Annotated in this window: 11 protein-coding genes; all 11 read right to left on the reverse strand. The window is 34.5% G+C overall.

Going from position 1 to position 14,864, the window contains the following annotated elements:
• Positions 1-174: 174 nt before the first annotated feature.
• The 11 genes from VJJ03_RS02770 to VJJ03_RS02820 all read right to left on the reverse strand — a co-directional run bounded on the left by VJJ03_RS02770 (position 175) and on the right by VJJ03_RS02820 (position 14,844).
• Positions 175-1,113: a tetratricopeptide repeat protein gene (locus VJJ03_RS02770; protein WP_323973699.1), complete on the reverse strand. Its 939-nt coding sequence runs from the start codon at positions 1,111-1,113 to the stop codon at positions 175-177.
• Positions 1,114-1,290: 177 nt separating this feature from the next.
• A complete protein-coding gene (locus VJJ03_RS02775; protein WP_323973701.1) occupies positions 1,291-1,485 on the reverse strand; it encodes a hypothetical protein in 195 nt (64 codons plus the stop codon).
• A 192-nt stretch (positions 1,486-1,677) separates the two neighbouring features.
• Complete coding sequence (dnaE, locus tag VJJ03_RS02780) at positions 1,678-6,135, reverse strand: DNA polymerase III subunit alpha (protein WP_323973703.1); 4,458 nt, start codon at positions 6,133-6,135, stop codon at positions 1,678-1,680.
• Between the two features lie 232 nt (positions 6,136-6,367).
• The gene (groL, locus tag VJJ03_RS02785; protein WP_009745874.1) at positions 6,368-7,996 is read right to left on the reverse strand and encodes a chaperonin GroEL; all 1,629 of its coding nucleotides are present in this window, start codon (positions 7,994-7,996) and stop codon (positions 6,368-6,370) included.
• Positions 7,997-8,015: 19 nt separating this feature from the next.
• Complete coding sequence (locus VJJ03_RS02790; RefSeq protein WP_009745875.1) at positions 8,016-8,291, reverse strand: co-chaperone GroES; 276 nt, start codon at positions 8,289-8,291, stop codon at positions 8,016-8,018.
• A gap of 93 nt (positions 8,292-8,384) precedes the next feature.
• Positions 8,385-8,861: a CYTH domain-containing protein gene (locus VJJ03_RS02795; RefSeq protein WP_009745876.1), complete on the reverse strand. Its 477-nt coding sequence runs from the start codon at positions 8,859-8,861 to the stop codon at positions 8,385-8,387.
• Between the two features lie 66 nt (positions 8,862-8,927).
• Complete coding sequence (locus tag VJJ03_RS02800) at positions 8,928-11,978, reverse strand: SMC family ATPase (protein WP_323973705.1); 3,051 nt, start codon at positions 11,976-11,978, stop codon at positions 8,928-8,930.
• Complete coding sequence (locus VJJ03_RS02805; protein ID WP_323973707.1) at positions 11,978-13,195, reverse strand: exonuclease subunit SbcD; 1,218 nt, start codon at positions 13,193-13,195, stop codon at positions 11,978-11,980. The genes VJJ03_RS02800 and VJJ03_RS02805 overlap by 1 nt, the downstream gene beginning before the upstream one ends.
• Positions 13,196-13,307: 112 nt before the next feature.
• The gene (locus VJJ03_RS02810; RefSeq protein WP_009745879.1) at positions 13,308-13,790 is read right to left on the reverse strand and encodes an ExbD/TolR family protein; all 483 of its coding nucleotides are present in this window, start codon (positions 13,788-13,790) and stop codon (positions 13,308-13,310) included.
• Positions 13,791-13,795: 5 nt separating this feature from the next.
• Positions 13,796-14,425, reverse strand: coding sequence for an ExbD/TolR family protein (locus VJJ03_RS02815; protein ID WP_009745880.1), 630 nt, complete (start codon positions 14,423-14,425; stop codon positions 13,796-13,798).
• Between the two features lie 2 nt (positions 14,426-14,427).
• Positions 14,428-14,844, reverse strand: a complete 417-nt coding sequence (locus tag VJJ03_RS02820) for a hypothetical protein (protein WP_009745881.1) — start codon at positions 14,842-14,844, stop codon at positions 14,428-14,430.
• Positions 14,845-14,864 lie beyond the last annotated feature (20 nt).

The raw sequence follows: 14,864 nt of genomic DNA on the forward strand, positions 1-14,864 counted from the left end.
GGATTTTTCATACCAATAAAAGCTCTTGCCTGATTAGCTTCCATTTCTAAAACAGACTTACTCATAATTATCTTAAATAATATTCTTTTTCAGCTAGTTGGATTTTTAAAATAGGAAGTTTTTTAGTACTACTTACTGCCATTTCTAAGATTTATTTTATAAGTGAATTATATATTAGAACTTGATAATAGGTTTTTTGTATTTAGATATTTTAATAAATAAATTTGTAATAGTAAGTACTATCAAATAGATAAAAGTTAATCCCCCAAAAGCCATTGTATCATCTTTGTTTGAAAAACCATCCTTTATATAAAAAATCGTAAAAGTAGGTAACCATATGGCAACAAAAACGAAAAAAACATAATTTATTACAGATATTTTAGGCTTAAAATATACAATAAGCATACCTATAAAACCTATACCTGTTCCTATAAGAGTAGTAACAAGGGCAATAAGAGCAGCATCTTCTCTTATTTTGCTATGATCCAAATAGATACTGTTGTTTCCATAACTATCTACTTTATTAGAACTTAAAAAAGGTATTCCTAATGAGAAAATAACAAAGAAAATGACTATAGCTAAAAGAAAAGTTGAGATAAATACATTACTTAATGTACCTTTTTTATCTGATTCTATTGTGTCTTTTTCTTGTATAATATCATATTTTTCTTCATCATTTTGAGAAGATTCAACAGATATATTCATTATATTAACTCCCATTCTATCGAGTATCTCTAAAGCTCTTTTATCTCCATATTTTGCAGATTTTTTAATAAATTCTTCAGCTTTAGCTATATTTTTATTGACTATTTCTCCTCTTAAATATAGCATTCCTAATTCATATAATGCTTTAGGATATTTTTTCTCACTTGCTTGCTTGTAATATTCAAAGGCTCTTGATAAATCTTTTTCTATATATTTACCTTCAAAATATAACTCGCCTAATATATACATGGCTTCTGCATTTCCTAATATAGAAGCTTTTTCTAAAGTAGGGAATGCTTCTACATAATTTTCTTGCTGTATAAGTTGTTTGATTTGTATTAATAGTTTCTCTTCTTCTATCTGATTGACAGCTTCTTGTAAGGAAGAAATGTTACTTTTAGAATTCATAACTTAATAAAATATCCCTACTCTCTTATAGGCTTTTCGGGATACGCCTTTTATAACCTTTTCGTCCTTCGGATAACGGATATGTTAGATTCTTTAGATAATAAAAAAAGCAAACCTACTCGCAGGAAATTCCGCGAGCAGGCTTACTCGTTAAAATATACACTGACAACCAGCTACTTAATAAAGTGCTGTGCTGAACTGTGCTGTGCTGAACTGTGCTGTGCTGTGCTGTGCTGTGCTGTGCTGAACTGTGCTGTGCTGTGCTGTGCTGTGCTGTGCTGTGCTGTGCTGTGCTGTGCTGTGCTGTGCTAAATAAAGATTATTTAGAATAACAAAGTTACGAATTTTCAGTGAGTTACGCAAATTTATCATAGAAAAATTAAATTTTATAGTTAGGTGTCTTTAGACAGCAAAAATAATGAAAATATTTGAATTTAATTAGGAATTAATGTTAAATTTTAATAGGATTCTTGAAATAGTGTTTGGGATGGTTTCTTAGGGCTGTTTTTGGACCGTACGACATCCAATAGTTACTGTAACTATAGAGGTGGCGCCGGACATTCTTCATTCTTCACTTTCAAAGTTCTCTTCCATTATGAATTCTTCTTCTAAGGGAGTGATTTCTTCTTCCTCTCGTATTTTGTTCAACCAACGTGTCTCATCATTAATACGATATAGCATAGTGGTAGCCGAGAGCCTGTCAAAGAGTTCTTTGCTGATAGTTACCTTAGAATAGTAGCTATTTAAGGGTAGTTCAATCTCTTTTTCACCATTTCTTCCTATAATAAGAAAGCTAATAGGAGTATTTCCCTTGAATTCTTTTAGAAAACTCTTGAAAAAATTTAAATTCTCTTTATTAACCTGTTGGACATCTGTGGCAATTTGTAATTTATGAATATTACTTAGTGCATTTTCTAAGAAATCAATATAAGTAAAGTTTATCTTAGGGGCACTTTGTTGTCCTTCTTTGTTTATATAACCTGTGGAGATGTAAGCCTTGATGAAGACAAATTGATTTTCGGATAGGAAATGGCGAAACTTAAGATATTCTTCGCCAAAGATACGAAATTCAGCTACACCGCTATAGTCTTCTATGGTGAAGATTCCCCATCCTTTACCTGTCTTGCTGGTCTTATGTTCTGTCTTGGTGATGATACCTCCGAATCGTACTACTTGGTTTTCCAGTCCTTCAAGCCCCCCAGATAGTTCTATCACTTCTTTGTTACAGAGATATTGCAGTTGGTATTTGAAGATATCCAAAGGGTGTCCAGAGATATAGATACCCACTACTTCTTTTTCTCGACGGAGCTTTTCCATTGGACTCCATTCTTCAGTATAGGGCATTTTTGGTTCAGGGATTTGTGTTTCAGGGCTGTCTCCAAAGAGGCTTAACTGTATGGATTTGGCGCTTTCTTGTGCTTTGGCACCGTAGCGGAGTATTTTTTCTAAGAAAACCATATTCTCCGAAGGCTCTTGGTGGAAGAATTGTGCGCGGTGTACCTCAGGGAAGGAATCGAACCCACCAGCTAAGGCTAGACTCTCGAAAGCCTTCTTGTTAGCCGACTTGAGGTCTATGCGCTTTACCATATCAAAGATGGATTGGTAAGCTCCTGATTTTCGTGTCTCTACGATAGTATCCACAGCAGCCTTACCCAATCCCTTGACGGCTCCCATTCCAAAGCGTATTGCCCCCTCTTTGTTGACAGTAAACTTGTACTCGGATTCGTTCACATCAGGACTGAGCACCTTGATACCCATACGATGGCATTCAGAAAGGAAGAAGCTGATGGACTTGATGTCATTCATATTGTTGGAGAGTACTGCCGCCATGAATTCGGCAGGATAATTTGCCTTGAGATAAGCCGTTTGGTAGGCAATCCACGCATAGCAAGTAGAGTGTGATTTGTTAAAGGCGTAGCTGGCAAAGGCTTCCCAGTCCTTCCATATCTTCTCCAAGACCTCAGCAGGATGCCCTTTTTTTCGGCCACCTTCAATAAACTTAGGCTTCATTTCAGCTAAGACATCTTTGAGTTTTTTTCCCATCGCCTTTCTTAGCTTATCGGCTTCTCCCTTGGTGAATCCTGCTAATTTTTGGGAAAGAAGCATTACCTGCTCTTGGTATACGGTGATACCGTAGGTGTCTTTGAGGTATTCTTCCATATCAGCCAAGTCATAGGTGATAGGCTCTATACCTTGTTTGCGATGGATAAAACTTGGAATATAGTCCATAGGTCCCGGACGGTAGAGGGCATTCATAGCGATTAGGTCGGCGAAGACGGTAGGTTTAAGTTCACGCATATATTTTTGCATACCGGGGGACTCATATTGGAAAATTCCTATAGTCTCACCTCGTTGGAAAAGGGCATAAGTAGGCTTGTCATCCAAGGGAATATGATCTATGTCTAACTCAAATCCGTGTCGTTTTTGGATTAAAGATACGGCATCCTTGAGAATGGTAAGGGTTTTCAGTCCCAAGAAGTCCATCTTCAAGAGACCTGCACTCTCTACGACAGAGTTGTCAAACTGAGTAACAAATAAGTCCGAATCCTTGGCGAGCATCACAGGAACAAAGTTGGTAATATCGTCAGGGGTGATGATGACTCCACAGGCATGGATGCCTGTATTGCGTACTGATCCTTCCAAGATACAAGCCTGTTGGACAGTTTTGGCTGAGAGGTCATGTCCCTCAGCGATTTTCTTGAGTTTATCAATTTTTGGTAAGTCACTACCTACCTTTTCTTTAAGTTCCTCATCGGTAAGGGAAAAGATTTTCTTAAGAGAGATATTAGGAATCAGTTTGGCTATCTGGTCGGCTTCTTTCAGCGGCAAGTCCAGAACTCGAGCAGTATCACGTATAGAGGACTTTGCAGCCATAGTTCCATAAGTGGCTATTTGAGCAACTTGATTGGCACCATATTTGCCAATCACATAGTCCAAAACACGTCCACGTCCGTCATCCTCAAAGTCAATATCAATATCGGGCATGCTTACACGGTCAGGATTGAGAAAACGCTCAAAAAGCAGATCGTATTTAATAGGGTCAATATTGGTAATTCCTAAACAATAAGCCACAGCAGAGCCTGCAGCAGAACCACGACCAGGTCCTACCGAAACACCCATATTGCGTGCGGCAGTGATGAAATCCTCCACAATGAGAAAGTAACCAGGATATCCTGTTTTTTCTATAATAGAAAGTTCAAAATCAATACGCTCTCGAATCTCATCGGTGAGTTCTTTATATCGTTTTTTGGCGCCTAAGTAGGTAAGATGTCTGAGGTATTTGTTCTCTCCCTTCTTGCCAGTAGGGTCGCTCTCCACTTGGAATTCCTTGGGAATGGAAAATTTAGGAAGGAGAATATTGCGAGCCAATTCATAAGGGGTTATCTTATCAATAATTTCCTTAATAGAAAGAATGGCTTCAGGGATATCCTTGAAGAGTTCTTTCATCTGCTGGGAGGATTTGAAGTAGTACTCTTCATTAGGCAACCCATTGCGGAAGCCGCGTCCCTGTCCAATGGTAGTGGCTTGTTTTTCCCCATCCTTCACGCAGAGTAAAATGTCATGCGCATTGGCATCCTGAGGGCTGATATAATAAGTGTTGTTGGTAGCAACCAATTTGACTCCGTGCCTTTTAGCCAATTCTATAAGAACGGCATTGGCACGGTTTTCGTCCTCTTGTCCATGTCGCATAAGTTCTATATAGAAGTCCTCTTGGAAGTGTTCCTTCCACCACAGTAGAGCCTCTTCCGCTTGTCGGTTTCCTAAATTCAGTATCTTAGAAGGAATTTCCCCCTGTAGGTTTCCGGAGAGGACAATCAATTGATCTTTATACTGTTCTACAATTCCTTTATCTATACGGGGAACATAGTAGAAGCCTTCTGTATAAGCAATAGAAGCCATTTTGATTAAGTTCTGGTATCCGTCTTTGTTCTTTGCTAAGAGAACAACCTGATATCCATTGTCTTTCTTAGTCTTATCTAAGTGATTCTCGCATATATAGAACTCACAACCTATAATAGGCTTGATTAAGGTATGGGTGGCAGGTTTTCCTTCCTCCTCCAATTTGGCATTTTTAGCCTTAGCTTCTTTATTATGCTTGGCTACTTCTTTGGTAAAGTGAAAAGCCCCCATCATATTACCATGATCAGTAAGAGCTACAGCAGGCATGTTTTCTTTGGCAGCTGCTGTTACCAAATCGGCTATGGAGGCAGTAGACTGTAATACAGAATGTTGAGAGTGGTTATGTAAGTGTGCAAAAGGAGCAGACTGTAAGAGAGTAAGGTTCTCGGTAAGTTCTGTTGCTGATAATGAGATATCTTCCTTGCTTTTTAATTTCTCTGAGGCTACTTTCAAGTTGATATGATGTAAGCCCCAAAGGGGAATAGGGGAGAGATATTTTTCCTGAATAAGCCTTATTGCTTGTTCAGAAACTTGTGAGGGGGAGAATCCTTCGCCTCTACGAAGAAGTTCAAAAAAACAACGAGCAGTCGCCTCTACGTCAGCGGTAGCATTATGTGCTTCAGCAAAAGGAGTGCCAAATAAGAATTCATGTAGTTCGGTAAGGTTCGGATATTTAAACTTTCCAGCACGTCCTCCGGGAATTCTACATAACTCAGCAGTGAGTTCGGTACAGGTATCAAGTACGGGGAGTTTGGATAGGACAGAACTTACTCCATAACGATAGAATTCTGCCCCCATGATATGGATATCAAAACCTATATTTTGTCCTACTATGTACTGTGTCTTGGCGAGAGCCTTCTCGAATTCCTCAAATACATGATGGATACTCACCCCCCGCTTCGTAGCCAATTCTGTAGAGATACCATGGATACGTTCGGCATCGTAGGGAATGGTAAAGCCATCAGGAGTTATCAGAAAATCTTTATGTTCTAAAAGCTGTCCCTTATGGTCATGCAATTGCCAAGCAATTTGTACTGCACGAGGCCAGTTTTCGCTATCGCTAATGGGAGCATTGTAGTTGCGAGGGAGTCCAGTAGTTTCCGTATCAAAGATTAAGTACATAAAAAAGTCTTTTTAGATAATTGATAATTAATACTATACGGTGTAATATTGATTATCAGTATTATATATAATAAATTTGAGAAACAAAAATACTATATTTTTTTTATTTTTCCATCTTGTTATTGTAAATAATTTGTTAAAGATAATAAAGTAAAAAAGACTGATTCTTAATTCATAAAGAAAAACCCGCCAAAGGAATGACGGGTTTTAAGATTTATATATGATGTATTGATTACATCATTCCAGGCATACCTCCACCCATAGGAGGTGCGGCAGGAGTATCTTCTTTAATATCAACTAAGGCACATTCGGTAGTAAGAATCATTCCAGCTATAGAGGCTGCATTTTCCAAAGCTACACGGGTAACTTTCTTAGGATCAATGATACCAGCACGGAACATATCTACATACTTTTCTGATTTAGCATTATAACCAAAAGAATTTCTGCTGTCTAATACTTTGGCAATCACTACAGAACCTTCACCTCCAGCATTTTCTACAATAGTACGTAGAGGAGATTCTACAGCGCGGTATACGATTTGGATACCGGTAATTTCATCACTATTGTCTGTTTTAATTTTGTTAAGTACATTTCTAGCACGTAATAGAGCTACTCCACCACCAGCTACGATACCTTCTTCTACAGCTGCACGAGTTGCATGAAGAGCATCATCCACACGGTCTTTCTTTTCTTTCATTTCTACTTCAGAAGGAGCTCCTACATAAAGGACAGCTACTCCGCCTGCTAATTTAGCCAAACGTTCTTGAAGTTTTTCTTTGTCGTAATCAGAAGTAGTTACTTCTATTTGAGCTTTAATTTGCCCTACACGAGCTTGAATATCTTCACTCTTACCAGCACCATTTACGATAGTGGTATTATCTTTGTCAATAGATACACGTTCTGCATGACCAAGCATATCTATAGTAGCATTTTCAAGTGTGAATCCTCTTTCTTCAGCAATTACGGTACCTCCTGTTAGGATAGCAATATCTTCAAGCATTGCTTTACGACGGTCACCAAAACCAGGAGCTTTTACAGCGGCAATACGCAAGGCACCACGAAGTTTGTTTACTACTAAAGTAGCCAAGGCTTCACCATCAATATCTTCTGCAATAATAAGGAGTGACTTACCAGATTGTGCAACAGGTTCTAGGATAGGTAATAAATCCTTCATAGCAGATATTTTCTTATCATATAGAAGGATAAAAGGATTCTCAAGCTCTGCAATCATTTTCTCAGAGTTGGTTACAAAGTAAGGGGAGAGGTAGCCACGATCAAACTGCATACCTTCAACGATATCCACATAAGTATCAGTTCCTTTAGCTTCTTCTACCGTAATAACTCCTTCTTTACCTACTTTTTTAAATGCATCAGCAATAAGTTCTCCTATAGTATCATCATTATTAGCAGAGATAGCAGCTACTTGACGAATTTTATCAATAGAATCACCTACCTTTTGACTTTGCTTCGCTAATTCATTTACGATAGCATTTACGGATTTATCAATACCTCTTTTTAAATCCATGGGATTAGCACCTGCAGCTACATTTTTAAGCCCCTCTCTTACAATAGCCTGTGCAAGTACAGTGGCAGTAGTAGTACCATCACCTGCAAGATCATTGGTCTTAGAGGCTACTTCCTTTACCATTTGTGCTCCCATATTTTCAAGAGCATCAGGAAGTTCTACTTCTTTAGCTACAGTAACTCCATCTTTAGTAACCGTAGGGGCACCGAATGATTTGCTAATAATTACATTACGTCCTTTAGGACCTAATGTTACTTTCACTGCATTGGCAAGGGCATCTATTCCTTTTTTTAAGCCATCACGTGCATCAATATCAAATTTTATATCTTTTGCCATATTCTTTTATTTTTTAAATTTATACAATTGCTAATACATCGCTCTCACGCATGATAAGGTAAGTCTTCCCTTCCAATTTAAGTTCGGTTCCTGCATATTTCCCATAAAGAACCTCATCTCCCACTTTAAGGGTTACAGGATTTTCTTTAGTTCCTGCTCCTACAGCAACCACTTTTCCTCTTTGTGGTTTTTCTTGAGCAGTATCAGGAATAATAATTCCAGAAGCGGTAGTCGTTTCAGCGGGTGCTGGTTCTATTAGCACTCTATCGGCTAATGGTTTTAATTTTACACTCATATTTATTCTATTTATTTTATAAATCTGTATTCTCTGTAAGCATAAAGTATGCCAACCTAACAAATATGTCAATTTGTCAGTGATTATATAGGGCTACTGTTTCCAATTCTTATAAGGATTTTTGCTTAAATAACTATTGTAATAACGAGTATCTCCAGTAACTTCTAAGCCAATCCAAGAAGGTTTTTCAAAGAATTGATACTCATTGTCTAATTCTATTTCAGCAATAATAAGCCCCTCATTTTCACCATGAAATACATCTACCTCATAAAGAGAATGATTGATGAGTACTTCATAACGAGTCTTTTCAATAGAGAAAGGTTCACATAAAGGTAATAAAGTGTAGACATCATTAACGGAAATTTCTTTTTCCCATTCGAACCTGCTGATTCCATTAGTACTTTCTCCTTTAATGGTAAGATATCCTTTTTCTCCTTTTAATCGTACCCGTACTGTTCTACAGGGGTCTGTATTGAGAAAAGCTTGTATAATTTGGGTGTTTTTGTGTGATTGAGAAATAAAATCTGTATTTCTAACTAAAAATTTTCGTTCAATTTCAATAAAATTCATGGTATTTACTATTAAATATAGGAATTTAACTGACAAAATTTCTCTTTTTGTGTCATCGAAGACTATTTATGACATATTTATAAGGCTACCTTTCTCAGAATCTTTTGTAACTGTTAGTGAAATAGGGATACGCTCCTTGAGTTCTTCCACATGAGAGATAATTCCTACGATACGATTATCTTTCAATAGATTAGTGATTGTTTCAAATACAATATTAATAGATTCACTATCCTGAGTACCAAAACCTTCATCTATGAAAAAGAAATTCTTATCTGCTTTGGCATTGCTTTGTACACTTTCAGCTAAAGCTAAAGCAAGACTTAAGGAAACTTGAAAAGCCTGCCCTCCAGAGAGAGTCTTCACACTTCTGCTTCGTCCTTCATTGAGATAATCTATTATTTCAAATTCATTATTCTCATTTAGCTGTAAGCTTAATTGACCTCGAGTCATTTGCTGAAAACGTATATTAGCATATTCACAAAGTTGCTGCAGATAAATAGAGGAAATATATTGAACAAATCCTTGTCCTCTGAAAATATTATCTAAGAGTTTTATATTTTCATTACGTTGCTTGTAGTATTCTACAGATTTTATAATCTCTTTCTTTGTAATGTAGGCTTTTTTCAAGCGTTCCAATTCACTTTCTATTTTTACGCAGGTATCATTATTAATCTTTATCTCTTGTTCTTTACTTGAATATTGGCTTTCTATATCATTAAATACTTGGTAACTAAATGATTTTTGATTAAATTTCATTTCTAATTCTTTGATTTGCTCTTGCAATGATTTATAATGAACCCGAAATGTTTGTATTTTTACTTGATTCTCTTCAATAGCTATAGGTGTACTTAGGATAGTTTTTACATCTTCAAACTTTATCTGCTCTTGTTTGAGTACTTTTTCTAAAGTATTTTCCGTGGAAGAGAGTTCTTCCTCCCATTTGTCAAGGAGTTCATTAGTATTTTTCAAATGTGCATCATACTGTGATTCTAAAGGAATTATATTATTTTTTTCCTCTGTTAATGTTAGGTATATTTCCTCTGTTTGTTTGTTTGAAAGAGACCTCTCTTGATATTCTTTTTCAATCAAGGTATATTCTTTTTTTAGATAATCATTAAAGGAAAGTATCTTGATATTTTCTTTTTTACTTGAAATATTTCCTTGTAAAGAAGCTATATTTTTGTGAATATTGCTAAGCCTATCTCTATATTTTTTTAATTTTTCCTGAAGGTTTTCTACTTCTTTTAATATTTTTTTGTGGGATGTCTCTTTCTCTTCGATTTTACTTTCAAGATCAGCTGCAAGCTTCTGCTTTTGTAAGTAAAGAGAATGATCATCAATAGAAAATTCTTTCCATGTAAAATTTCTAGTATGTTCCGAAATGTCTTTCTCTATTTGTGTAAATATATTCCTCTCTGAAGAAAGTTGAGCATCAAATATTTTTTTTCTATCAATATATTTTTCTATTTGAAAGAGTGTTTGTTGTAACCTTTCCTGTTTTATTTCGATATTTTTTATTGATTCTTTAGCAGATGCTATCTCATTACTTACATCTTCAAAAAGAGGAATATGAGGATGTTCTAATGAACCACACAAAGGGCAAGGAACTCCCTTATGAAGTCCTTGTGAATAATGTGCTAACTGACATTGTACTTCAAGTTGGCTTATTTTCTGGCTAAGAGTTTGTTTCTCATTCTGTAAGAGTTCTTTTCTTTTATCTATTTTTTCTTTATAATCTGAGGGAATCTCATTTTTTAATGAAGTAAATGTATCTAAATCCTTTGAAATATCCTGTAATTGTTTTTTTAAAGTACTTATCTTATTTATTTGCTTATTTCTATTTTCTTTTAAAATATGATACTTTTCATACCAATTACCTACCTCTAAAAGTATTTTATTATCTATTTGTTGTTTCTTAAGAGTTTCTATATTAATTTCAAGTGAAGATATAGTTTTTTTCTGCTCTTTAAGCATTCTTTCTTCTTCCTCAATTATATTCTTTCCTTTTTGGGCATTTTCTTCCTCAGTTATTAGTTCTTTTTGTAAAGGAATGATAGATAGTATTTGTTTTAAATCATCTTCTACTATTTTTGTTTGAGAGAGTTGATTAAATTTCTTTTGTATGGATTCAATTCTTTGATTAAGGTTCGCAATTTTTTCTCTTATTTCCTTAAGTTTAGTAACTTCTGTCTCCTTTTTAACTTTATATGAATTTACTTCATTTTGTATCTTTTCTTTATTATCTAATAAGTTTTTAAATAGTCTTTCTATTCTTTCGTAGGTATTTACTTTTATCTCTAATGCATCAATAATAACTTTTTGTTTATCAAGGGAAGAAAATTCATCCTTTTTTTTGTTTAAGAGTTCATAATCTGATTTCAGAATTTTGAGTTGTTCATATTGGCTTTTTATATATATGAATTGTGTTTTTAAGGTTTTTTGTTTTTCTTTTTCTAAATCAAGTTTTTCTTTCTGAAATTGGATATTTTCTTCATTTATTTCATCAAGTCCCTTAAGTTGTCCTTCTTTAAAACTTAGTTTTTCGCCATTTTCTTTCTTTATTTTTGCTATATTTTCTGATAAATCAAATTTTTGTAGATTAAAGATTTCCTTCATCATTTCAGTCCTATCCTTGGCGCCAAGTTCTAAAAATTCTTTAAATTGTCCTTGAGGAATAATGATAGTTCGCTTGAAATTATTATAGCTTAATCCTATGATATCCTGTGGGTTAGCATTCTCTAAAGGAATCCATTGTTTGTTCTTATTTTCATAGAACTGTACAGTAGGGCTTTTTACATCATTGAAATTCTTACTGTTACGCTTATATTCTCTTACTACACGAAATATTTTATTTTCAAAATTAAGGAACTCAAAATCAATATAGAAACGGTTTGATTTGAGATTTAGCATGTTATAATTTCTTTTATCATTAACACTATTTAAGCGTTCAGTTCGTCCGTAAAGAGCAAAGGTAATAGCCTCTAAGATAGAGGATTTTCCTGAACCTACTGCTCCAAAAATACCAAATAATCCAGCTTCTGTAAGTAGAGAAAAATCAATTTCTTGTCTTTTTTGATAGGAATAAATCCCTTCTATGGTAAGATATAAAGGTAACATTATTGAGCTGATAGAATTTCTTTAAATAAATTAATAATTTCTTTATTAGGAGCAATGCCATTATTTTTGTATTTGAAATATTTTTCAAATAAAGGAATGACATTTTGAAAATTAATATCTTGAAAAGTTAATCCATTGTGAATTTTATTGGATTCTTCCGTAAGGAGTTTTGGAATGAGATATACAATTCCTGAATGAGCATTGTAGAGTTTCTTCCTGTCTACAGCCTTTAGAAATTCTTTTAATTCAATGGTTAGTTCCAACCAAGTATTTGGATGTTTCTCTAACCAACTTATAGCATTATCCACTGTATGAAAGGTTTTGCGTATTAATTGTTTTCCACTATGCAAAGCAACTTTTGAAAAAGTCACTTCTTTATTGGGCTGAGCATCAACGATAACTACATATTTTTCTTGACCTGCCTCACTAAAACTATAACAGAGAGGAGAAGAGGAGTATACAATAGGTTTTTCTTTGCTACCAATATTTTTGAAATTATGCAAGTGACCCAAAGCTGTATATTGTATTTCACTAGGAATAGCATCGGAATAAATCATATCAGCATTTCCTATTCTGATAGGTCGCTCTCCTTCAGGTTCTTCTAAAGGTTCTCCATTTTTTGGATTTATAAATAGATGTGCAGTAAGAATATTGACTCCTTTATTGTCACAGAATTCATGTGCTAATAATTCCCAGTTTTTGGCTAATAAATTATTAATTCCTAATGGTTTATCTTCACCTAAATCTTGTTTCAATCGTGATTCATTGGCATAAGAAGTATGTAAGATTCTTAGAGGATAGTTATATTTTTCTATTTGAAGTTCTATAAATCCCCTAGCTGATCGCAGGACTTTGAAATGCTCTGTTTCAAAGGGAGTTACTTGAACATTGGGTTGACCTATAAGGATAATTCCACATTCACGAGCTAAAGGGTCAGGAGCTTCAATAAGTTTAGGAGCGTCATGATTTCCTGAAATGGCAATAATAGGGCGAATACCATTAGGGGATAATCGCTTTAATGTTCTGTAGAAAAGCTCTATAGATTCCGTATTTGGAGTGAAATTATCAAACAAATCTCCTGCAATAATTACAACATCAACATGCTCTCTATTGGCTATTTTAATGATTTCATCCATTACAGCACATTGCTCCTCCATGCGAGAGAATTGATTTAATTTTTTTCCCAAGTGCCAATCGGCAGTATGCAGAATTCTCATAATTTAAATTTACTAATTTGCGGGTATGAAAAAATCCGCAAAAACATATATTTTACGGATTTGATAAAAAATAATATAAACTATAAAAACTACAATTTTCACATTACTACACTTAATCACTTAACACAGAAGGAGTTCCTTCTTTTGTTATATAATTAATTTTTAGTGCATTAATATCTCTCAGCTTCTCTTTTAAGTCTCCAATAATTCCCATTTTAGTATGCTTATCTACCTTTAAAGAAGTTATAAATATTTCTTTATATCTCTCTTGTAAACCTTCTTTATATTTTAGGATAGGAGTTCCTATTTTATCTACGTCTACAAATACATCATTTATTTGTAATCTTGCATTTTTTCCATATTTTTCTTGATATCTTTGTAAAGGCTCTCCAGCATATACGTATATTACAGGATCCTTTTTATCTAATTTCTGCACTTGATTAGCAGTAGGTAGATCATTGGTTACCATGATTTCTCCATCCTTGGATTGAGTTACTGTCATAAAAAAGAACAGAAGCATGAAAATAATATCAGGCAGAGATGCAGTTGAGATAGGAGGTACTCCTTCACTTTTTTTCTTATTGAACTTTGCCATCACTATTAATTTTTATCTTTTTTTATACTTGCTTCCACCAATTTCTTTGGAAATAGCTCTTGTAGCTTTTCTAATTTTGGTCTTAATTCCTCTTTCCTCTTATCGGAAGTCTTAGCAGCATTAAATTCTGCATCCATTTCCTTATAGGAAACTTCATTAGGATATAATCTTTTTCTTTCTCTTTCTCTTAGTTCATAATAAGCTGCTACTAATTCATTTTGTACGACTATGTATGTATCATAATTAGTTTCACGATCATTTTGTAAGGAGATTACAGCCTTATTGGGATTATCTGATGAAGTTGGGTCATGCTTTCCCTGACAATAACTACAGGCTTCATCTGCGCTACCTCCTCCATTATCTAAGAATTCAACAGCTGCCTTTCTAAGATTTTTGATATTCATCAATTTGTCCTCTACTAATAACTGATTTTGTTTATTAACCAATACAACAAAAAGATTTCGTTCATTAATAGGAGGCTCTTGTTGTTCTTGTTGAGGAACTTTAGGAGGTAATTTTGCAGTTATGCCCGCATTGGAACTTATGTCGGTTGTTACTAAGAAAAATATTAGTAACAAAAAAGCTATGTCCGCCATAGAACCAGCATTTACTTCGGGTATTGAACGTCTTGCCATCTTTAAGTTCTTTTAATTACTGAATAGATTACAGAAATTAATGAAATAAGTAAGAGTAAATAAGTTGCCATAATACCTGCACTTATCCACTGATAAGTACTATCTGTACCAAAAAGTACATAGGAGAGTGGGTAAGAGATCACTAAGATACCTAGAAAAACTCCTGTATAAATTAATATCTTTTTAAGAGATTTTGGAGAAGATAGTATATTTTTTGTAGCAGATAGAATAACCGCTGCTAATCCAAAAATAAGTAGCAGATAAGTTACAAAGAACATTCCCCTCATAGGAATATTTCCGATATTATTTTTCACATCATTGGAACTGAACATAAGCCAACCACAAAGAACTACTCCAGCAATACCGAAAATAAGTGCTACTATTTTTGCTATAAGTCCTACTATTTTTGTTTCATGCATAAATAGAGATTTTAGAGGTT

The sequence above is a fragment of the Capnocytophaga sp. G2 genome, from assembly GCF_035282625.1.
Classification (GTDB): Bacteria; Bacteroidota; Bacteroidia; order Flavobacteriales; family Flavobacteriaceae; genus Capnocytophaga.